The organism is Halorussus sp. MSC15.2 (genome assembly GCF_010747475.1).
Lineage (GTDB): Archaea > Halobacteriota > Halobacteria > Halobacteriales > Haladaptataceae > Halorussus.
In genome coordinates this window covers 716,384-736,107 of record NZ_VSLZ01000001.1, presented here as the reverse complement: position 1 = coordinate 736,107, position 19,724 = coordinate 716,384, and the positions used below count along the sequence as shown (strand labels likewise).

The following is a 19,724-nucleotide window of genomic DNA, read 5'->3' as shown; positions in this document are numbered from 1 at the left end:
ATGGGACGACGAATTCAAGGACAGCGACGAGGTCGGGGCGGACCGACGTTCCGCGCCCCCTCGCACCGATACAAGGCGGATCTCACACACAAGAAACCCGAAGAAGCGGACGCAGTCTCCGGAACGGTCGTGGACATCGAACACGACCCTGCACGGAGCGCGCCGGTCGCCGCCATCGAGTTCGAGGACGGCGACCAGCGACTCGTCCTCGTGCCCGAGGGCGTCGGCGTCGGCGAGACCATCCAGGTCGGCGTCACCGCCGAAATCAAGCAGGGCAACACGCTGCCGCTCGCCGAGATTCCGGAAGGAGTCCCGGTGTGTAACGTCGAGAGTAGTCCCGGTGACGGTGGCAAGTTCGCTCGCGCCTCCGGCGTGAGCGCGAACCTCGTCACGCACGACCGAAACGCGGCGGTCGTGGAACTGCCGAGCGGTGAGGTCAAGCGCCTCTCGCCCGACTGTCGGGCGACTATCGGCGTGGTCGCAGGCGGCGGCCGGACCGAGAAGCCCCACGTCAAAGCGGGTAACAAGTATCACAAGATGAAGGCGCGCGGCACCAAGTGGCCGAACGTCCGTGGCGTGGCGATGAACGCCGTGGACCACCCGTTCGGTGGCGGTGGCCGCCAGCACCCCGGCAAACCCAAGTCCGTCTCGCGGAACGCTCCGCCCGGACGGAAGGTCGGGGACATCTCGTCCCGACGAACGGGACGGGGAGGTAACTGAGCCATGAGCGAAGGCGAATACCGAACCGGCCGCGAAGGTGAGTTCACCTTCCGCGGGTACGACCTCGACGAGTTGCAGGACATGAGTCTGGACGAAGTCGCGGAACTGCTTCCCGCACGTCAGCGGCGAACCATCGAGCGCGGCCTGTCCACCCAGCAGGAGAAGCTGGTGGAGGAAGCCCGCGAGGCCACCGAGGAAGGGTCGGCTAACGACCCCATCCGGACGCACTTGCGGAACATGCCGGTCCTGCCGGAGTTCGTCGGCAAGACGTTCGCGGTGTACACTGGCCAGAGCTTCGAGCGCGTGTACGTGGAACCGGAGATGCTCGGCCACTACCTCGGCGAGTTCCAGCTGACCCGATCCACGGTCGAACACGGACAGGCCGGTATCGGCGCGACCCGCTCCTCGAAGTTCGTGCCACTCAAGTAAACCATGGGAATCAGTTACAGTGTCGAGACCGACCCGGACACCACCGCCAAGGGGATGCTCCGGGAGCGGCACATGAGCCACAAGCACAGCAAAGCCATCGCCCGCGAAATCAAGGGCATGACCGCGGCGGAGGCCAGCGAGTACCTCCAGAAGGTCATCGACGGCGAACGGTCGGTTCCGTTCAAGTCCCACAACAGCGGCGTCGGCCACCGAAGCGACATCGACGGCTGGGACGCCGGTCGCTACCCCGAGAAGGCCAGCGAGGCTTTCCTCACGCTCATCGAGAACGTCGTCAACAACGCCGACCAGCAAGGCTTCGACGGCGAGTCGATGGAAATCATGCACGTCGCCGCCCACAAAATCGGCGAAGTGCAGGGCCGCAAGCCCCGAGCGATGGGGCGAGCCAGCGCGTGGAACACGCCGGAAGTAGACGTCGAACTCGTACTCAAAGAGGTGCAGGAATAATGGCAGACGAACAACAGTTCATTCACGACGGACTTCAGCGGTCCCAAATCGACGAGTTCTTCGCCGACGAACTCGGCCGCGCGGGCTACGGCGGCATGGAAGTCGCCAAGACCCCCATGGGAACTCAGATTGTTCTCAAGGCCGAGAAGCCCGGTATGGTCATCGGGAAGGGCGGGAAGAACATCCGGAAGATTACGACCCAGCTCGAAGAGCGGTTCGACCTCGAAGACCCGCAAATCGACGTGCAGGAAGTTGACGAGCCGGACCTCAACGCCCGCATCGTCGCGGACCGACTCGCCAACGCGCTCGAACGCGGCTGGTACTTCCGGAAGGCCGGTCACACCACCATCGACCGCATCATGGACGCCGGCGCACTCGGCGCCGAAATCGTCCTCTCCGGTAAGGTCACCGGTGCGCGTTCGCGCGTCGAGAAGTTCAACCGTGGCTACATCAAGCACAACGGTGAACCCGCAGAGGACATCGTGGACCACGGCCAAGGCGTCGCGGTCCTCAAGCTCGGCACCATCGGCGTGGACGTGAAGATAATCCCGCCGGGAGCCAACCTGCCTGACGACTTCGAGATTCAGGAGGGCGCGAGTCCCGAAGAGGTCGTCCCCGAGGCCGTCGAGGCCAACGAGCAGGCAGGCGTCGAGGAACTCCTCGAAGAGCCGACCGACGAAGAACTCGAAGAACTCCGCGAGGAAGAAGACGTAGACGAAGAGCCTGCGGACATCGGCGAAGAGGAAATCGACGAGGAAATCGTCGAAGAGGTCATCGAAGACGAGACCGAGAGCGAGGAGTCGGCCGAGGAGACCGAGTCCGAGCAGTCGGTCGAAGAGGAACTCGACGAACTCGAAGACGAAGTCGAGCAGGAAGCCGAGGACCTCATGGACGAGATGGAAGACGAGGAACCCAACTCCGAGGAGGGTGACGAATAATGGCCATCCTTCACGTCGATGAAATCCGCGACATGACGCCCGCAGAGCGCGAGGCCGAACTGGAGGACCTCGAAACCGAACTCCTCAACGCGAAGGCCGTGAAGGCCGCCGGTGGCGCACCGGAGGACCCCGGCCGATTCAAGGAACTTCGCCGGACTATCGCGCGAATCAAGACGGTTCAGCGCGAAGAAGGCGACCTCGAAGAAGAAGCAGCAGCCGAATAATCGAACCATGCCACTCACACCCGAGACGCTGACGCGACACGAACTCAACGGACTCCCCGTCCGCGTCGCCGACGCGGCGAACGCCGACCTCGTAGGAATCGAGGGTCGGGTCGTCGCCGAGACGCAGGGGACCGTGAGCGTCGCGTCCGCCGACCGGGTGCGGCAGGTGCCAAAGCAGGGTACGACGTTCGAGTTCGCGCTCACAGATGAATCCGCCGACCTCGCGAAGGGGTCGGGGACCGCGTCCAAACGTGGGTCGGAAACTGCCGGAGGTCGCTCCGGTCAGTCTGGTCCGTGCGAGGGCGTGGCCTACGTTACGGTGGATGGCGCGCGGCTGCTCTCACGACCCGAATTGCGCACCGAGAAGGCAGGTGACTCTCAATGGCAATAGGACTGAACGTATCAGAGCCGGAGGGGACCTGCTCCGACGAGGACTGCCCGTTCCACGGAACGCTTTCCGTGCGCGGTCAGACGCTCGAAGGAGAGGTCGCCTCCACAGACATGGACAAAACCGTGATCGTCGAGCGAGAGTACGACGTTCCGGTTCCGAAGTACGACCGGCACATGAAGCGCCGGTCCCGCGTTCCGGCACACCACCCGGACTGCATGGAACTGGAAGTCGGCGACACGGTTCGTATCGCAGAGACCCGACCGCTTTCGAAAACGAAGAGCCACGTCGTCGTCGAGAAGTTCGAGACGACGCGGAGCTTCGCAGCGGGCGGCACCGAACACAGTGACTCGTCGGGCGAGGAATCGACCGGCGTCGTTCCGGAAGGAGGTGACGAGTAATGGAAGCGCTGAAGGCCGACGTGACGCAGGGTCTCGAGAAAGGTTCCCTGCTGACGTGCGCCGACAACACGGCGCCGTGAGGTCAAAGTCATCAGTGTTTCCGGCTACTCCGGAGCGAAGAACCGCCACCCCAAGGCGGGAATCGGCGACAAGGTGACCGTCTCGGTCACCAAGGGTACCCCCGAAATGCGTCGGCAGGTACTCGAAGCCGTCATCGTCCGCCAGCGAAAACCCATCCGTCGTCCGGACGGCACTCGCGTCAAGTTCGAGGACAACGCCGCCGTCATCATCGACGACGTCGAGGAACCGCGCGGGACCGAGATTAAGGGTCCCATCGCGCGGGAAGTCGCAGAGCGGTTCGGAAGTATCGCGAGTACTGCTACGATGATAGTATGAGTAAGCAACCACGCAAACAGCGAAATCAGACCGAGCGTGCCTCGCTCCACGAGCGACACGAGCAGGTCAAGGCGACGCTCGCCGACGACCTCCGCGAGGAGTTCGACGTCCGCAGCGTCCGCGTCAACGCGGGCGACACCGTCGAGGTTATGCGCGGAGACTTCGCCGGCGAAGAAGGCGAAGTCGTCGACGTAGACCTGCGCGACGCAGTCGTCCACGTCGAGGACGTGACTCTCGAGAAGGCAGACGGCGAGGAAGTCCCGCGGCCGCTCGACGCGAGCAACCTCCGCGTGACCGACCTCGACCTCGAGGACGACGTGCGCGAGGCGCGCCTCCGAGGTGAGAACGAATGACCAAGCATCAGAAGCGACTCTCAGTTCCGAAGTCCTGGCCGGTCGAGCGCAAGACCGAAACCTTCACCGTGAAGGCCGACTCCGGCCCGCACGGCGAGGACGGCGTACCCCTCCTCATCCTGCTGCGGGACGTGCTGGGCTACGTCGGTTCGCGGAAGGAAGCCCGCTACGCCCTCGACCAGGGCAGCGTGCTGGTCAACGGCGACGAGGGTGTCGCCGAGGACCGACCCATCGGCATGTTCGACATCGTCGCGTTCACCGAGCGCGAGGAGTACTACCGGGTGTTCCCCGACGAGGGCGGTCGGCTCACGCTGACCGAAATCGACGCGGACGCCGCCGGTAGCAAGCTGGGCAAAATCGAAGACAAGACGAAGGTCGCCGGCGGCCGGACGCAGCTCAACCTCCACGACGGGAAGAACATCCTCGTCGAGGACGACGAGTACAGCTCCGGTGACTCCATCGTCACCGACAACGACGACAACGAAATCGTCGCCCACTTCCCGTACGAGGAAGGCAGTCTCGTGACCGCAGTTCGAGGCGCGCACGCGGGCGACATCGGTGAGATTACCGAAATTCAGGTGACTCCCGGTAGCGGTTCGAACAACGTCGTGGTCGAGCGCATCGACGACGGCGGTACCTTCGAGACGGTCGAAGAGTACGTCGTCGTCATCGACGAGAACTTCGTGGGAGGTGACGGCGAATGAGCGAAGCGGACGCCGACTTCCACGAGATGCGAGAGCCGACCGTCGAGAAGGTCGTCGTCCACATGGGCGTCGGCGAAGGCGGCCGCGAACTCGCGGACGCCGAGGAGATTCTCGAGGACGTGACCGGTCAGCAGAGCGTGCGGACGCTGGCCAAGTCCACCAAGCCCGAGTTCGGTATCCGGCAGGGCGACCCCATCGGTGCGAAGGTCACCCTCCGCGACGACGAGGCGGTGACGTTCATCGAGAAGGCGCTTCCGCTGGCCGACATCTCGGCTCGGCAGTTCGACGAGACCGGAAACTTCAGCTTCGGTATCGAAGAACACACCGAGTTCCCGAGTCAGGAGTACGATCCGAACATCGGTATCTACGGACTCGACGTGACGGTCAACCTCGTGCGACCGGGCTACCGCGTCAGCAAGCGCGACAAGCTGACTCGGTCGATTCCCTCGGGGCACCAGTTGACCGCCGAGGACGCCATCGCGTACCTCGAATCGAACTTCGACGTGGAGGTCGAACAATGAGTGAAAGCGAAACCGACTCCGAAGCGACCGGAGAACACGCGGCCAAGCGCACCGGCCAAATCGAAGAGTGCCAGCGCTGCGGTCGAAAGCAGGGTCTCGTCGGCAAGTACGACATCTACCTGTGTCGGCAGTGTTTCCGCGAAGTCGCCCGGAGCATGGGCTTCAAGAAGTATCGATAAATCATGGCAGGAAACGATCCGCTGGCCAATGCGCTCTCCGGCATCGACAACGCCGAGAGCGTGGGTCATCTCGACCATACGGTACAGCCCGCCTCTAACGAAATCGGCAGCGTACTCGAGGTCTTCTACGACCGCGGGTACATCGACGGCTTCGAGTTCGTCGACGACGGTAAAGCCGGGACGTTCGAGGTCGAACTGAAAGGCGCGATAAACGAGTGCGGTTCGGTCAAGCCCCGGTACTCGGCCGGAGCAGACGAGTTCGAGAAGTGGGAGAAGCGATTCCTCCCCGCCCGCGACTACGGGGCACTCGTCGTCACGACCAGCCGCGGCGTCATGAGCCACTACGAGGCCCGCGAGAAGGGCGTCGGTGGTCAGGTCATCGCGTACGTCTACTAACAATGGCACGAACAGAACTCGAAATTCCGGACGACGTGACCGCAGAGAAGGACCACCTCGAACTCAGCGTCGAGGGTCCCGAAGGGTCCGTTACGCGACGCCTCTGGTACCCCGACGTATCGGTCGAAGTGGACGACGGAACCGTTGTCATCGAGAGCGACGTCGAGGACGCCAAGACTAACGCGACCGTGGGCACGTTCGAGAGCCACGTTCGCAACATGTTCCACGGCGTGACCGACGGGTGGGAGTACACCATGGAGGTGTTCTACTCTCACTTCCCGATGCAGGTCCGTACCGACGACGGCGAGGTCGTCATCGAGAACTTCCTCGGTGAGAAGGCCCCGCGACGAACGAACATTCACGGCGATACGACGGTCGAAGTGGACGACGAAGTTCTCCACCTGCGCGGACCGAGCATCGAGGACGTTGGCCAGACGGCCGCGGACATCGAGCAGTTGACTCGCGTGCAGGGCAAGGACACTCGCGTCTTCCAGGACGGCGTCTACATCACCGAGAAGCCCCAGACTGGAGGTGTCTAACGGATGGCAGACGACGAACCCCAAGAACTCGAAGACATCAGCGGTGTCGGCGCGAGCAAAGCCGACGCACTCCGCGACGCCGGTCTCTCGTCCGTCGAGGACGTGAAGGCCGCGAGTCAAGACGATCTCGCCGAGGTCGAAGGCATCGGGAACGCCCTCGCGGCCCGCATCAAGGCCGACGTCGGCGGTCTCGAAGTCGAAGAGGAGACCGAGGCCGAAATCGAGGAGGAGGAACCGGAAGAGGCTGCGGAAGACGAGACGGAGGTCGAGACGGAACTCCAGCCCCGAGGGCTGGTCAACAAGACCCCCGACCTCACCGAGCGCGAAGAGGAACTCCTCACGCAGCGCAAGCGCGTCGGTAAGCCGCAGTTCAACCGGCAGGACTACCACAAGAAGAAGCGCACGCCGAAGTCGTGGCGACGTCCCAAGGGGACGCTCTCGAAGCAGCGCCGCGGCGTCAAGGGCAAGGGCGACACGGTCGAGGCCGGCTTCCGAACGCCGAAAGCGGTGCGCGGCAAGCACCCCAGCGGCTTCGAGGAAGTCCGCGTTCACAACACCGACGACCTCGAAGGCGTCGACGGCGACCGCGAAGCGGTCCGCATCGCCTCGAAGGTCGGTGCCCGCAAGCGCGAGCGCATCGAGGAACAGGCCGAAGAGAACGGGATTCGCGTCCTCAACCCGACCTACGTCGAAGTGGAGGTCGAAGAATGACTGACCTGAGCGCACAGAAGCGACTCGCGTCGGACGTCCTCGACGTCGGCGAGAGCCGCGTCTGGTTCGACCCGGACGCGCAGGGAGCCATCGCGGAGGCGATTACCCGCGAGGACATCCGCGAACTCGTCGACGACGGCTCGATTCGAGCCGAAGAGAAGAAAGGCAACTCCCGCGGCCGTGCCCGCAAACGCAAGGCCAAGCGCGACTACGGTCACCAGACCGGCGCTGGCACCCGCAAGGGGAAGTCGGGCGGCCGCCAACAGCGAAAGGAACAGTGGCAGCAGACGATTCGCGCGCAGCGAACGAAGCTCCGCGAACTCCGCGCCGAGGGTGAGATTACCCAGTCGCAGTATCGCGACCTCTACGACAAGGCGAAAGGCGGGGAGTTCCGTAGCGTCCAGTACCTGCTGAACTACATCGAGAGTAACTACTAACAATGGCAACAGGACCACGATACACGGTGCCGATGCGCCGCCGCCGCGAGGTCCGGACTGACTACCATCAGAGGTTGCGCCTGTTGAAATCGGGCAAGCCCCGGCTGGTCGCTCGTAAGAGCAACCAGCACATCAGGGCGCAGCTGGTCACGATGGGTCCCGACGGCGACGAGACTGTTGCGAGCGCCTTCTCCGGCGACCTCGAGGAGTACGGCTGGGAAGCCCCCACGGGCAACCTCCCCAGTGCGTACCTCACGGGGCTGCTGGCCGGGAAGCGAGCGCTCGACGCCGGACTCGAGGAGGCAGTCCTCGACATCGGTCTCAACACCGCAACACCCGGAGGTAAAGTATTCGCAGTGCAGGAAGGCGCTATCGACGCAGGACTCGACGTCCCCCACAACGACAGCGTGCTGGCCGACTGGTCGCGTAACCGCGGCGAACACATCGCCGAGTACGCCGAGCAGTTGGACGAACCGCTCTACAGCGGGGACTTCGACGCCACCGAACTACCCGAGCACTTCGACGAAGTGCGAGAAACCATCATGGAGGACTAACGTATGTGTGCTAACCACGACGGCTGGGAACCCCAGACCCGTCTCGGCCGCAAAGTCGCCGAGGGCGACATCGACACGATGGAGGAAGCCCTCAACTCCGGACTCCCGCTGAAGGAGTCCGAGCTGGTCGACCAGCTGCTGCCGGGACTGGAAGACGAGGTGCTGGACATCAACATGGTCCAGCGCATGACCGACTCCGGTCGCCGCGTGAAGTTCCGCTGCGTCGTCGCCATCGGCAACCGCGACGGTTACGTCGGCTACGCCGAGGGCCGCGACGACCAGGTCGGCGGTGCCATCCAGAAGGCCATCGACATCGCCAAGCTGAATCTGATTCACGTCAACCGCGGCGCGGGGTCGTGGGAAGACCGAAGCGAACGACCGCACTCGCTGGCCCGCCGAACGAAGGGCAAGGCGGGGAGCGTCGAGGTCGAACTGATTCCGGCCCCGACCGGACTCGGACTCGCGGCGACCGACACCGTCCGGAAGATTCTGGAACTGGGCGGCGTCGAGAACGCTTGGACCAAGAGTCACGGCAACACCCGGACCACGCTCAACCTCGCCAAGGCGACCTACAACGCCCTCGAGAACGCCGCCGAGTCGCGCGGCCCGCGAGGCCAGACGTCCGACTTCGAGGAGGTGGCCGAGTAATGAAGGCTGTCGTCCAGATTCGCGGTGAGGTGGACATGAGCGGCGATACGCAGGACACGCTGGAGATGCTGAACCTCCACCGCGTGAACCACGCCACGCTCGTTCAGGACACCGACGCCTACCGCGGGATGATTACCAAGGTCAACGACTACACCGCGTACGGTGAGCCGAGCCAGGACGTCCTGGAGACGCTCATCGAACGCCGCGCCGAACCGCTCGAAGGCTCCGCGGACATCGACGACGAGTGGGTCGCCGACGAGACCGACTACGACGACGTAGCCGACCTCGCGGCGGCGCTGTTGGACGAAGAGACGACGCTGCGCGAGCAGGGTCTCTCCCCGGTTCTCCGTCTTCACCCGCCGCGGGGCGGCCACGACGGACTCAAGCACCCCACCAAGGAGGGTGGCCAACTCGGCAAGCACGACACCGAGGAAATCGATTCGCTCCTGAAGGCGATGCGATAACCATGACCGACAAGAAACGACGACAACGCGGCTCCCGCACGCACGGCGGCGGTAGTCACAAGAACCGGCGCGGTGCCGGTCACCGCGGCGGACGCGGACGCGCGGGTCGCGCCAAACACGAGTTCCACAACTACGAACCGCTCGGCAAACACGGCTTCTCCCGACCGGAGAAGGTCAAGGACGAGATTCTGACCGTCACCGTCCAGAAGCTCGACGAGGACGCGGCCCTGCTGGCCGCCGACGGCGTCGCCGAGGAGACCGACTTCGGCTACCGCGTCGATGCCCGCGACGTGGTCGAGGACGGCTGGGAGGCCGACGCCGTGAAGGTTCTCGGCGACGGTCAGGTCCGCAACCAGCTCGAAGTGACCGCCGACGCGTTCTCGGCGAGTGCGGTCGAACTCATCGAGGAGGAAGGCGGCGACGCCGTCCTCAGCGACCGCGCCGAAGAGGCCGACGAGGAAGAAGCCGACTCGGACGACGACGAGTAATCGCGGTCTGCGGTTTTGCGGTTCTTTTCCGTTCTCCGACCGGACAGCGTCGGGTCCATGTGCCGACGGAAATCAGATAATCTCGACATTCGGAGGGGAGACCTCGGTTTCTTCCGATTCGGGACGACGTACGTCGGACGGGAACCGACCGGCAACGCGCCCCTCGCCGCCTGAGGCGTGGCGTTGGCGTCGTTCTGACTTGGGGTGTGACTGAAACACTTATCACTCCGCCCCCCTATCAACAACTATGACCTACGATACCGTCGTCTTCGACAACGACGGTGTCCTCGTCGGTCGCACGAGCTTCGATGTTCTCCGGGACGCCACCCTGGAGACGTTCGCCAAGTTCGACGTGACCGACCCGGACCCCGACCACGTCGACGACATGACCGTGGGAGCGACCCCCGGCAGAGTCGACGAAATTTGTAACGAGTACGACCTCGCGCCGAAGACGTTCTGGAAGGCCCTCGACAGCACCGCCTCGCGCGCCCAGCAGATGGAGGCCCGCGAGGGGCGCAAGACGCCCTACGACGACATCCACACGCTGGGTGACCTCGACGCCTCGATGGGCATCGTGAGTTCGAACCAGCAGGAGACGGTCGACTTCCTCCTCGACCACTTCGACGTCTCGCACATGTTCGAGACAGCGTACGGCCGCGAGGCGACCATCAAGAGCCTCGACCGCCGGAAGCCCAACTCCCACTACATCGACCGGGCGCTGTCGGACTTGGACGCCGACTCGGCGCTGTTCGTCGGCGACAACGAGTCCGACATCCGGGCCGCCGAGAACGCGGGCATCGACTCCGCGTTCATCCGACGACCCCACCGCCGCGACTGGGAACTCAACGTCTGGCCACGTGGGAGATAGAGTGTCTGGACGACCTCCACAGAGTCTGTAGCGCCTGAGCCTCGTCGCCGACCTCGCTCGCCGAGAGCTATCGGTCGCGTTGGCCGACGCGTCCGTCGTCGCCGACCAGCAGGTCGTCGTCGGCTACCCCGAGTCGCTTGCCCGCGGTTTCGGCCTCGTCGTCGGCCCAGCGGAGCCGTCCGGCCGCCCCGAGACCGAACTGCGGCATGTCGCTGTAGAGGCTCTCGTAGTCGTCGCCCTCGACCACGTACGTCTCGTGGAAGATGCCGACGTCGCCGGTGCCGGCGCTCGACTCGTTGTACGACGCCCACGCCGGGACGTGTTCCCGGTCGAGGTCCCGCGCGTAGGCTCGAAGCTCCTCGAAGGAGTCCCAGTACTGCACCGAGACGAGGAGTCGCCATCCGAACAGGCTCTCGTGGTGTAGGAGACCGGACTCCGGGTCGGCGTCGAGTTCCCGGAGCATCCGAGGCATCGCCGCCGCCACCGGGAGCCACTTGTGGACCTTCCACAGACGGTTGAGCCGCATCCCGATGACGAACACGACGAACTCGCCGTCCAGTTGCGCAGTCGTTCGCTCGGTGTGAATTCGGCCCTCGTCGGGCGTCCCGTGAGACGAATCGGTCATACACGGGGATTTATGCCGCTGGTCGATAGAGCTTGCACCAACATGTTGGGGGCGGCGCGACGAAACGACGCGACGACGAGCGGAGAGTCGCCGTGATTCGAGGGCGGTTCCGGATGGCGCTCCCCGAGGACTCTTGGATTTCGACGGTCTCGCGGTCGTTCCCGGACGCGACGTTTCGACTGCTCACCGGCGTTCCGGTCGACGACCGAGCGATGGAACTGGGCGAAATCGTCGGCGACGAGGCGGTGTCGGCGAGCGAGGCGATTCGGTCCCACCCAGACGTCGTCGCGTACGACCTGCTCTACACCGCCGACGAGCGCACGCTCGCCCAGTACGAAGTGACCGACCAGCGACTCTACGACTTTCTGGGCCGGTCGTCACTCCCGCCGGAGTTCCCCGTCGTCGTCACCGACGGGCGCTTCGAGTTCGACCTGACCGCGACCCGCGAGCAGTTCGAAGCGGTCGGAACCGCGCTGGACGAGAGCGCCTTCGACTACGACCTCCTGTCAGTGGTCGAGACCGGCGACGAGACGGACAGTCGGACCGACCGCGAGGGCGGGCTAACCGGTCACGGCGGCCTGTTGACCGACCGCCAGCGAGAGTGTCTCAACGCGGCGCTCCGCGAGGGTTACTTCGAGGTGCCTCGCGAGTGTACGCTGGCCGACCTCGCGGAGACGCTGGAAATCGACAAGTCCACCGCGAGCGAAATACTGCGCCGCGGCGAGCGTCGGGTTCTCGGAGCGGTCCTCCTCGGGAACGACTGATGGCGGGAGCGCGAGACCCAGACGTGGAGCCACGGCGTCACGAGAGCAGTCCACGGCTATTCGAGCGGTTCGGACGGCCGCGACGCGTCGTACGTCTCCCGGAGCGTGTCGGCGAACTGCCCGCCCTTCTGGAGCGCGATGGTGACGACGACGAACTCCCCGCCTTCGGGTCGAAGCACGAACACTTCCCGTGACGTAGCGCCCTCGCGCTCGTTCACCCTATCGACCAGCGGTTCGAGCGGTCGCGTCCCGTCTCGGAACGCCTCGAACGTACCGTTAGTCGGGTCCTCGGCGAACACGTAGAGGACGCCGTTGACCTCGTTGTCGGTATTTCTGGTCACGCGGCTGTTCATGGAGTCGCCGGCGGCGCGCGCGTCGGTCCACGTCTCGCGGGCCGCCTCGAACATCGGTTCGACGCCGTCGGCGAAGACGTACAGCGTCGGGCGTCGCACCGAGAGCGACTGGACCGTCGGCTCCGGTCTCGTCCAGTCGAGGTCGGCATCGACGAGGTATCCCGGCCGGAGGTCTTCGACCGGCGCGTCGTGGCCCGTCTCGGCGGTGACGACCGGTTCGAAGGTCTGGCGGTCAAGCAGTCGAACCCCGCCGTCTTCGGGGGCGTCCAGTACGCGGTAGCTCCGTTCGTCGTCGGTGGCCCGACCGTCTTCCGAAGTCGCCGCGTCCTCGGCGGACCTGTCCTCGCCGTCGCCGGTCGAGTCGTCCGCGGTTCGGTCGTCGTCCGAGTCCCAGATGTCGTTCACGAACTCGGGTAGGTCCGGTGAACGGGAAAAGCACTCGCATCCGATATCCGGTCGAACCGACGGCGTGCCAAACGCCCTCGTCCGTCGGACGGCCGTGGTATTTCGTCACGCTCGTGCCGTGGTTCAAAGCGAAGCACATACAAGCCCCCGTCCGATGTATTGCGATATATGAGTTGGAAAGAAGCAGCAGAACCAGTACTCACCCGGATGCCATCCGTGAGGCGTCCGGAGGGCCACGTTCCGTTCAAGCGGAAGCTTGGATGGACCGCGGGCGTGTTGGTTCTGTATTTCTTCCTCACGAACGTCTTCCTGTACGGGGTCAACATCGGAGGTCCGGACGCCTTCGGTCAGTTCCGTTCGATTCTGGCAGGCAATCAGGGTACTGTCCTCCAACTGGGCATCGGTCCAATCGTCACCGCATCCATCGTCCTCCAGTTGCTTGGCGGCGCGGACCTGCTCGGACTCGACACTGACGACCCCCGGGACCAAGTGCTCTATCAGGGTCTCCAGAAGGTGCTGGTGGTCGCGATGATTTTCCTGACGGGCCTGCCGATGGTGTTCGCCGGCGGCTTCCTGCAGGTGGACCCGCAGGTCGCCCAGAGTCTCCCGTTCGGTACGATGGGCGTCAAGTGGCTCATCTTCGCCCAAATCGCGGTCGGCGGCATCCTCGTCCTGTTCATGGACGAGATAATCAGCAAGTGGGGTGTCGGGAGTGGTATCGGTCTATTCATCATCGCCGGGGTCAGCCAGAAGCTCCTCGGCGGTCTGTTCGCGTGGCCGAGCCTCCCGGGACGCACTGGTCTCATCCCGACGTGGATAGGGCTGATTACCGGAAGCGCTCAGAACGTACCGTCGCTGTTGACAGCGAGCGGGATTCAGTACCTGCTCATCGGCGACGGTGACGTCATCGCGCTCGTCACGACGGTCCTCATCTTCGCCGTCGTCGTGTACGCCGAGAGCGTCCGGGTCGAGATTCCCCTGAGCCACGCCCGCGTCAAGGGCGCTCGGGGTCGCTTCCCCGTGAAGCTCATCTACGCCAGCGTCCTGCCGATGATTCTCGTCCGGGCGCTCCAGGCCAACCTCCAGTTCCTCGGCCGCATCCTCTACAACCAGCTCGGCGCGAGCGGGATGCCCAACTGGCTCGGGACGTACTCGCAGGGGACGCCCACCGGCGGGCTGTTCTACTACCTCGCACCGATTCAGAAACCGAGCCAATGGATGTGGTGGGCCGGGACCATCGGGCAGGAGCCGTGGCAGGTCATCCTCCGGGTCCTCATCGACCTGACGTTCATGGTCGTCGGCGGTGCCATCTTCGCGGTCTTCTGGGTGGAGACCACCGACATGGGACCGGAGGCGACCGCCAAGCAGATTCAGAACTCCGGGATGCAGATTCCCGGCTTCCGCCAGAACACCGGCGTCATCGAGAAGGTCATGGAGCGCTACATCCCGCAGGTCACCGTCATCGGCGGTGCGCTCGTTGGCCTGCTGGCCGTGCTGGCGAACATGCTCGGCACCATCGGCGGCGTCTCCGGAACGGGCCTGCTGCTGACGGTCTCCATCACGTACAAGCTCTACGAGGAGATTGCCGAAGAGCAGTTGATGGAGATGCACCCGATGATGCGCGAGATGTTCGGATAGCTCCGGTCTCAGAAGTAACGAACGCTCTTCCCTTTTTCGCGCGACGATTCACGACTCCGGTACCGACGTTTCAGTACGTCGTCCGAAACAGTCGGCAGAGAAACCGCTACGGACCCGCCCCGGAGTCGTCCGGCGTGTCTTCGAGGAGCGTCTCGGCCCGGTCGCGCAGCGACTCCGGGAGGTCTCCGTCTTCGGCGACTTGGCGCAACATCGACTTGCACTGGGGATGTGCGAGACCGGAGAGCGCCTGTTCTCGATACGTCTCGTCGAGGTCGTCCTCGCGGGCGAGGTCCGCGAGTCTGTCGCACTCGTTGGCGGTTTCGAGTTCGCCGATAGCTCGTTCGCGGGCCGCCGCGTCGCTCGACTCGTCGAGTGCGGTCTCGAAGTGGTCTGCTGGTGTACTCATATGGGACAACGGCTGTTGGACATCGAACCCAATATTCCTGCGGGCCGACGGTGGTCGCCGACTGCTAAATTCACCGTCGACGTCCGCGTGGTGGCCGCGCTCTCACCCGTCGTAGTCGTCGAGCCACGACGTGACCACTTGCTTGACCGCTCCCGTCGTACTACCGAGGTTCAGTATTTGGTACCCCGAGTCGGCCTTCTCGTTCACGTCCGCCATTCCGAACCCGAGTCCGCCGAGCGGGACTCCGGCGTCGATGCTCGCCCGCTCTATCTCCGCCACGGCGTCCTGAACCTCCTGATGGTTCGGTTCGCCGGGGTGGCCGAACGACACCGCGAGGTCGAGCGGGCCGACGAACGCGAAGCCGAGTTCGGGCACGTCGAGAATCTCGTCGAGGTTGTCGAGCGCAGTCCGGTTCTCTATCGTCACGCCGACGAGCGTCTCCTCGTCCTCGGTCCGGACGTAGTCGTCGGCAGTCCCCCAGCGACTCGCGCGCGGGTTGGCGAACCCCCGGTCGCCCGCGTCGCCGTCGTACCGGAACCGGGAGGCGCGGACCGCTCGCCGGACCTCCTCGGCCGTCTCGACCCGCGAGACGAAGAGGTTGCGGACGCCGGCGTCGAGGGCCTTCCGCACGAGCGCGGGGTCGGGCGACGGAATCCGCACCAGCAGTTCGATGTCCGTCGCGTCGGCGGCCCGGAGCAGGTCGTCGAGTCGCTCGCCGTCCCACGGACTCGGCCCGGCGTGTTCGAGGTCGGTCCAGACGAAGTCGAGACCGAGTTCGCCGTAGAACTCCACGAGCGTCGGACTGTACGTGTTGTCGAGGACGCCGAGCGCCACGTCGTCGCCGTCGAGGAGACGGCGGAGGCGATTCGTTCGCGGTGATTCGGCCATGGGGAAGCCGACGGCAGGGAGTCGAATAAACGTGTTTGCTCGGGAGCAGGGTCACGTCCGCCGTCCGAAACGGTCCGATTCCGTACGTCGAACGCTTATCCGCGGCGACGCCGTATCGGTGGCGCGATGAGTTCCCCGAGCCAGAACTTCCAGACCGCGGTCAGCAAGAACCTGAACCGAGACGAGCGCGAGGACGCCATCGACGCGCTCGCAGACGACGGCGAGTGCGACAAACTGGCCGTCCTCGCCCAGATGAGCGGACTCGACGGACCGCTTCGCCGGCGCGCGCTGAACGCGATGGGGCGGGCGGAGTGTGCCGACGTCCTCTCTGCACTCGCCGAGGACGGCGGACTCGACGAGTCGCTGCAGTCCGACGCCGAGCGGTTGCTCGACGAGTAGCGACCGAACGCGACGCGCTCCCGGCGGGGAGTTTCTTTGCTCTCGCTCGCGTCGGTACGTGCGTGACCGAGTTCGACATCATCGTCTTGGGCGGGGGAACCGGCAACATCGTGGCGTCGGCCGCGGCCGAAGAGGGACTCGACGTGGCGCTGGTCGAGCGCGGGCGACTCGGGGGAACCTGTCTCAACCGGGGCTGTAACCCCTCGAAGAAGCTGATTCACCGGGCCGACGTGGCCGAGACCGTCCGGACCGCGGGGTCGCTCGGCGTCGAGGCTAGCGTCGAGAGTGTCGCGTTCGCCGACATCGTGGACGAGGTGAACGCCGCGGTGACCGCGACGGCCGAGTCGAAGGCCGAGCGCGCCCGCGAGAACGACCGCATCACCTTCTATCAGACTGAGGGCCGATTCGTAGACGAACGGACCGTCGAGGTCGATGGCGGGGATGGGAGCGAGACCGAGTCCGGCGACACCGAGGAACTCACCGCCGAGCGCGTCGTCCTCGCGGGCGGGTCCCGACCGCGGATTCCGGACTCAATCGACGGGACCGACGAGGTCGGGTTTCTGACGAGCGCGGACGCCCTCGCGCTCCGGGAGCGCCCGGACCGCCTCGTGGTCGTCGGCGGCGGGTACATCGCGGCCGAGATGGGCCACTTCTTCGGCGCGATGGGGACCGACGTGGTCGTCGTGGGCCACGCCGACCGCTTGGTAGACCGGGAGGACCGCGACGTGGCCGAGTTCGTGACCGACGCCTACGCCGAGCGCCACGAGGTCCACACCGGCTACGAGGTGACCGAACTCGCCGAGGACGGCGAGGCGGGCGACGGGACCGAATCGAAACTCGTCCGGGCCGAGTCCGAGGACGGCGACGAAATCGAACTCCGGGGCGACGAGGTGCTGATAGCGACCGGCCGCGGGCCCAACTCCGACTCGTGGAACGTCGAGGCGGCGGGCATCGACACCGACGAGAAGGGGTTCGTGGAGACCGACGAGTACCTCCGGACGTCGGCCAACGGCGTCTGGGCCATCGGCGACATCGCCAAGCAAAGCTTGGCTGGCGGCCGGACGTCGTCCGGCAACACCGCGGGCAACTACATGTTCAAGCACTCGGGCGACAAGGAGGCCGAGTACGCGGTCCGGAACGCGGTCCGCGGCGAGCACGCGGCGGTCGAGTACCCCGGCATGGCCCACGCCATCTTCGGGTCGCCGCAGGTCGGGAGTCTGGGGAAGACCGAGGAGGAACTCGACCGCGACGACTACGAGGTGGGGACCTTCGAGTACGACGACACCGCGCTCGGGTCGGCGCTCGCCGAGGACGGGTTCGCCAAGGCCATCGCGGCCCCCGACGGTGAGGTGCTGGGCTTCCACGTCGTCGGCCCTCACGCTTCGATGCTGGTCCACGAGGTCGCCACCGCGGTCGCCGCCGGGGGCGACGCCGACGCCATCGCGGAGGCGATTCACGTCCACCCCGCGCTCTCGGAGGTCGTGCAGGGCGCGTTCCGGGAGGTTCGGGGCCACCCGCCGACCGGCATCTGAGGAGAGACGCGGCGTGTCACCCGGCCCCACCGCCGACGGTGAACGGTACTCTTTTCTCGGTGGTATCGAAACGCGCCGGACGAGTTCCGGACGCCGCCCGCTCTCCCGCCCGTTCCCGCCCGTTCTCCGGGTTTACAGGGGTCGGTAGCCGCGCGTCTCGGAGACGCGCGGCGGACCCGACCGCGGGCGGGCGGCGTCCCCGTCCCCATGAGCGAGAAACCCTCCCCACCCGACTCGGCCGACGAATCGAGCGACCGAACAGCCGACGGTTCGAAGTCCGACGTCACCGGTCCGAGCACGGACAGCGGAACCGGCCCGGACTCGGCGAGTGCCTCGAACGCGGACCCCCCGACGGACTCGGACCCCGCGACCGGCCCGGACGCCAGCGAGGTGTCGTTCCGGGTCGAGGTACTGAAGGGCGCGACCGCGAAGTTCCTGATGTTCGTCGTCGGTCTCGCGGGGTCGATGTACATGGCGCGGGCGGTCGGTCCCGCGGTGTACGGCGGGTTCTACCTCCTGCTGTCGCTGGCGCAGTTCGCGGCCCGGTTCACCCACGGCTTCGCGGGTGCCAGCCAGAAGCGACTCGCCGAGACCGACACCCCAAACGGCGAGATTCTCGGCCTGACCCTCGGCACGATAGGCCTGAACAGCGCGGTCGTCGCGGTCGGGGCCGCGGCGTTCGCCGGACCGCTCCGGGAGTACACCGGCGTCGCCGACGCGCCCCTGCTCGCGGTGGCGCTGTTCGTCGCCATCTCGACGTTCGTCCCGATGCAGTTCCTGCTGGCGGGCACCGGCAGAGTCGGCGTGACCAACTGGATAGACCTCGGCCGAACCGCGGTTCGGCTTCCGCTCCAGTTGACGCTGGTCGCGCTGGGATTCGGCGCGGCCGGGATGGCTGGCGGTCTGATAGCCGCGACAGCGGTCTGCGTGCCCGCCACGCTCTACTGTCTGGGCGTCCGGCCGGAGTGGCCGTCGCGCGAGACCGCCGCCTCGGTGTGGTCTCACGCCCGGTGGAACATCCTGACGAATCTCACCGGCAAGGCCTACACCCGGTTCGACGTGTTCCTCATCGGCGCGCTCGTGTCGGCGAGCGTGGTCGGCGGCTACGAAGTCGCGCTCGAACTCACGGTGCCCGCGACCATACTCTCGAACGTCATCCTCGACGGTCTGCTCGCGCGGGTCAGCAACCTCGCCAGCTTAGACCGCGACGTCGGGCCGGAGATTACGCGAGGACTGGCCTACAGCAGTCTGCTGGCGGTTCCCGTCTGCGGGTTGGCGCTCGCACTCGCTCGGCCCGCGGTCACCGCGGTCTACGGTCCGGAGTACGCGAGCGCCGCCGGGTTCGTGGCCGGTCTCGGCGTCTATCGGGTCGTCCAGACCCAGCGCGAACCCCTCAACGACGCCGCGAAGGCGCTGGACCGCCCGGACGCCACGTTCCGGGTGAGCGTAATCGCGCTCGCGGTCAATATCGTCGTCGGCGTTCCGCTGGTCTGGTACGGGTCGGCGCTCGGCGCGGTGGCGGCCACCATCGCGGCCGAACTCGTGCGCTGGGTGCTCCTCCACCGCGTGCTGGCGGCCGAGGGCGCGACCGTCTCGCGGGTGCCGACGCAGGTCCGCTCGCAGTTCGCGGCCGGGGCGACGCTGGTCGTCGCGGTGTTGGCAGTCCGGACCGCGGTTCCAGTGGCGACGACCGCGTGGTACGGACTCGCCGGACTGGCCGCGGCGGGACTCGTGACGTACGGAACCGTCCTGCTCGCCATCGACGCCGACGTTCGCGGGGTCGCCCGGCGCACGGTCGGCGACGTGACTCGGGCGGCCCGAGTCGCGCGCCGGTGGAGCGTCTCGGCGGTTCGACCCTGAATCGCGGGTCGGCGCGAGCGGTAACCCGAAG

The 19,724-nt window shown here is 65.8% G+C and carries 28 protein-coding genes and 2 pseudogenes; 26 read left to right on the top strand and 4 right to left on the bottom strand.

The features are described from left to right. The 21 genes and pseudogenes from FXF75_RS03860 (at nt 1) to FXF75_RS03760 (ending at nt 10,861) form a co-directional block, all read left to right on the top strand. Entirely contained in the window at nt 1-720 is a 720-nt protein-coding gene (locus tag FXF75_RS03860; protein ID WP_163520212.1) for a 50S ribosomal protein L2, read from the top strand. Between the two features lie 3 nt (nt 721-723). After that, nucleotides 724-1,149 (top strand): 30S ribosomal protein S19, encoded by a 426-nt coding sequence (locus tag FXF75_RS03855; RefSeq protein ID WP_163520211.1) that lies wholly within the window; start codon nt 724-726, stop codon nt 1,147-1,149. Between the two features lie 3 nt (nt 1,150-1,152). After that, nucleotides 1,153-1,614, top strand: a complete 462-nt coding sequence (locus tag FXF75_RS03850) for a 50S ribosomal protein L22 (protein ID WP_163520210.1) — start codon at nt 1,153-1,155, stop codon at nt 1,612-1,614. Continuing rightward, entirely contained in the window at nt 1,614-2,552 is a 939-nt protein-coding gene (locus FXF75_RS03845; RefSeq protein ID WP_163520209.1) for a 30S ribosomal protein S3, read from the top strand. The genes FXF75_RS03850 and FXF75_RS03845 overlap by 1 nt, the downstream gene beginning before the upstream one ends. Beyond that, nucleotides 2,552-2,776, top strand: a complete 225-nt coding sequence (rpmC, locus tag FXF75_RS03840; RefSeq protein WP_163520208.1) for a 50S ribosomal protein L29 — start codon at nt 2,552-2,554, stop codon at nt 2,774-2,776. The genes FXF75_RS03845 and rpmC overlap by 1 nt, the downstream gene beginning before the upstream one ends. A gap of 7 nt (nt 2,777-2,783) precedes the next feature. Beyond that, nucleotides 2,784-3,167 (top strand): ribonuclease P protein component 1, encoded by a 384-nt coding sequence (locus tag FXF75_RS03835; RefSeq protein ID WP_163520207.1) that lies wholly within the window; start codon nt 2,784-2,786, stop codon nt 3,165-3,167. Beyond that, the gene (locus FXF75_RS03830; RefSeq protein WP_163520206.1) at nt 3,158-3,565 is read left to right on the top strand and encodes a 30S ribosomal protein S17; all 408 of its coding nucleotides are present in this window, start codon (nt 3,158-3,160) and stop codon (nt 3,563-3,565) included. Before FXF75_RS03835 ends, FXF75_RS03830 begins: the two co-directional genes overlap by 10 nt. Beyond that, a pseudogene (locus FXF75_RS03825) lies at nt 3,565-3,961 on the top strand (50S ribosomal protein L14). Before FXF75_RS03830 ends, FXF75_RS03825 begins: the two are co-directional and overlap by 1 nt. Beyond that, entirely contained in the window at nt 3,958-4,314 is a 357-nt protein-coding gene (gene rplX / locus FXF75_RS03820; protein ID WP_163520205.1) for a 50S ribosomal protein L24, read from the top strand. Before FXF75_RS03825 ends, rplX begins: the two are co-directional and overlap by 4 nt. Beyond that, nucleotides 4,311-5,018 carry a 30S ribosomal protein S4e gene (locus tag FXF75_RS03815; RefSeq protein ID WP_163520204.1) on the top strand — a complete coding sequence of 236 codons (708 nt, stop codon included), beginning with the start codon at nt 4,311-4,313 and terminating at the stop codon, nt 5,016-5,018. The genes rplX and FXF75_RS03815 overlap by 4 nt, the downstream gene beginning before the upstream one ends. Then, nucleotides 5,015-5,539: a 50S ribosomal protein L5 gene (locus FXF75_RS03810; protein ID WP_163520203.1), complete on the top strand. Its 525-nt coding sequence runs from the start codon at nt 5,015-5,017 to the stop codon at nt 5,537-5,539. The genes FXF75_RS03815 and FXF75_RS03810 overlap by 4 nt, the downstream gene beginning before the upstream one ends. After that, nucleotides 5,536-5,718, top strand: a complete 183-nt coding sequence (locus tag FXF75_RS03805) for a 30S ribosomal protein S14 (RefSeq protein WP_137284894.1) — start codon at nt 5,536-5,538, stop codon at nt 5,716-5,718. The genes FXF75_RS03810 and FXF75_RS03805 overlap by 4 nt, the downstream gene beginning before the upstream one ends. A 3-nt stretch (nt 5,719-5,721) precedes the next feature. Next, nucleotides 5,722-6,114 (top strand): 30S ribosomal protein S8, encoded by a 393-nt coding sequence (locus FXF75_RS03800; RefSeq protein ID WP_163520202.1) that lies wholly within the window; start codon nt 5,722-5,724, stop codon nt 6,112-6,114. A gap of 2 nt (nt 6,115-6,116) precedes the next feature. Beyond that, nucleotides 6,117-6,653, top strand: coding sequence for a 50S ribosomal protein L6 (locus FXF75_RS03795; protein WP_163520201.1), 537 nt, complete (start codon nt 6,117-6,119; stop codon nt 6,651-6,653). Nucleotides 6,654-6,656: 3 nt separating this feature from the next. After that, nucleotides 6,657-7,364 carry a 50S ribosomal protein L32e gene (locus FXF75_RS03790; protein WP_163520200.1) on the top strand — a complete coding sequence of 236 codons (708 nt, stop codon included), beginning with the start codon at nt 6,657-6,659 and terminating at the stop codon, nt 7,362-7,364. Further along, nucleotides 7,361-7,801 carry a 50S ribosomal protein L19e gene (locus FXF75_RS03785; RefSeq protein ID WP_163520199.1) on the top strand — a complete coding sequence of 147 codons (441 nt, stop codon included), beginning with the start codon at nt 7,361-7,363 and terminating at the stop codon, nt 7,799-7,801. The genes FXF75_RS03790 and FXF75_RS03785 overlap by 4 nt, the downstream gene beginning before the upstream one ends. A 2-nt stretch (nt 7,802-7,803) precedes the next feature. Beyond that, nucleotides 7,804-8,355 (top strand): 50S ribosomal protein L18, encoded by a 552-nt coding sequence (locus FXF75_RS03780; protein WP_163520198.1) that lies wholly within the window; start codon nt 7,804-7,806, stop codon nt 8,353-8,355. A gap of 3 nt (nt 8,356-8,358) precedes the next feature. Beyond that, nucleotides 8,359-9,003: a 30S ribosomal protein S5 gene (locus FXF75_RS03775; protein ID WP_163520197.1), complete on the top strand. Its 645-nt coding sequence runs from the start codon at nt 8,359-8,361 to the stop codon at nt 9,001-9,003. Continuing rightward, nucleotides 9,003-9,467, top strand: coding sequence for a 50S ribosomal protein L30 (gene rpmD / locus FXF75_RS03770; protein ID WP_163520196.1), 465 nt, complete (start codon nt 9,003-9,005; stop codon nt 9,465-9,467). Before FXF75_RS03775 ends, rpmD begins: the two co-directional genes overlap by 1 nt. A gap of 2 nt (nt 9,468-9,469) precedes the next feature. Beyond that, on the top strand, nt 9,470-9,955 hold the full coding sequence (locus FXF75_RS03765; RefSeq protein WP_163520195.1) for an uL15m family ribosomal protein: 486 nt from the start codon (nt 9,470-9,472) through the stop codon (nt 9,953-9,955). A 247-nt stretch (nt 9,956-10,202) separates the two neighbouring features. Then, a pseudogene (locus FXF75_RS03760) lies at nt 10,203-10,861 on the top strand (HAD family hydrolase). A gap of 29 nt (nt 10,862-10,890) precedes the next feature. Here the strand turns inward: FXF75_RS03760 and FXF75_RS03755 are convergent. After that, nucleotides 10,891-11,448 (bottom strand): DUF4188 domain-containing protein, encoded by a 558-nt coding sequence (locus FXF75_RS03755; protein ID WP_163520194.1) that lies wholly within the window; start codon nt 11,446-11,448, stop codon nt 10,891-10,893. A 32-nt stretch (nt 11,449-11,480) separates the two neighbouring features. On the opposite strand from FXF75_RS03755, the gene FXF75_RS03750 reads away from it, so the two are divergent. Continuing rightward, nucleotides 11,481-12,212 (top strand): helix-turn-helix domain-containing protein, encoded by a 732-nt coding sequence (locus tag FXF75_RS03750; protein WP_240334486.1) that lies wholly within the window; start codon nt 11,481-11,483, stop codon nt 12,210-12,212. A 56-nt stretch (nt 12,213-12,268) separates the two neighbouring features. Here FXF75_RS03750 and FXF75_RS03745 read toward each other — a convergent pair whose 3' ends face one another. Continuing rightward, nucleotides 12,269-12,970, bottom strand: a complete 702-nt coding sequence (locus FXF75_RS03745) for a DUF6663 family protein (RefSeq protein WP_309221748.1) — start codon at nt 12,968-12,970, stop codon at nt 12,269-12,271. A gap of 168 nt (nt 12,971-13,138) precedes the next feature. Here FXF75_RS03745 and secY point away from each other — a divergent pair, with 168 nt between their 5' ends. Further along, nucleotides 13,139-14,608: a preprotein translocase subunit SecY gene (secY, locus tag FXF75_RS03740; protein ID WP_163520193.1), complete on the top strand. Its 1,470-nt coding sequence runs from the start codon at nt 13,139-13,141 to the stop codon at nt 14,606-14,608. 106 nt (nt 14,609-14,714) lie between these two features. Here secY and FXF75_RS03735 read toward each other — a convergent pair whose 3' ends face one another. Both FXF75_RS03735 and FXF75_RS03730 read right to left on the bottom strand, forming a co-directional pair. Beyond that, entirely contained in the window at nt 14,715-15,014 is a 300-nt protein-coding gene (locus FXF75_RS03735; RefSeq protein WP_163520192.1) for a hypothetical protein, read from the bottom strand. Between the two features lie 102 nt (nt 15,015-15,116). Then, nucleotides 15,117-15,902: an HpcH/HpaI aldolase/citrate lyase family protein gene (locus FXF75_RS03730; RefSeq protein ID WP_163520191.1), complete on the bottom strand. Its 786-nt coding sequence runs from the start codon at nt 15,900-15,902 to the stop codon at nt 15,117-15,119. 126 nt (nt 15,903-16,028) lie between these two features. Between FXF75_RS03730 and FXF75_RS03725 the strand changes: the two genes are divergently transcribed. The 3 genes from FXF75_RS03725 (at nt 16,029) to FXF75_RS03715 (ending at nt 19,693) form a co-directional block, all read left to right on the top strand. After that, nucleotides 16,029-16,301 (top strand): hypothetical protein, encoded by a 273-nt coding sequence (locus tag FXF75_RS03725; RefSeq protein WP_163520190.1) that lies wholly within the window; start codon nt 16,029-16,031, stop codon nt 16,299-16,301. A gap of 62 nt (nt 16,302-16,363) precedes the next feature. Continuing rightward, nucleotides 16,364-17,833, top strand: a complete 1,470-nt coding sequence (locus FXF75_RS03720) for an NAD(P)/FAD-dependent oxidoreductase (RefSeq protein ID WP_163520189.1) — start codon at nt 16,364-16,366, stop codon at nt 17,831-17,833. A gap of 207 nt (nt 17,834-18,040) precedes the next feature. Continuing rightward, complete coding sequence (locus FXF75_RS03715; protein WP_163520188.1) at nt 18,041-19,693, top strand: oligosaccharide flippase family protein; 1,653 nt, start codon at nt 18,041-18,043, stop codon at nt 19,691-19,693. Nucleotides 19,694-19,724: the final 31 nt, after the last annotated feature.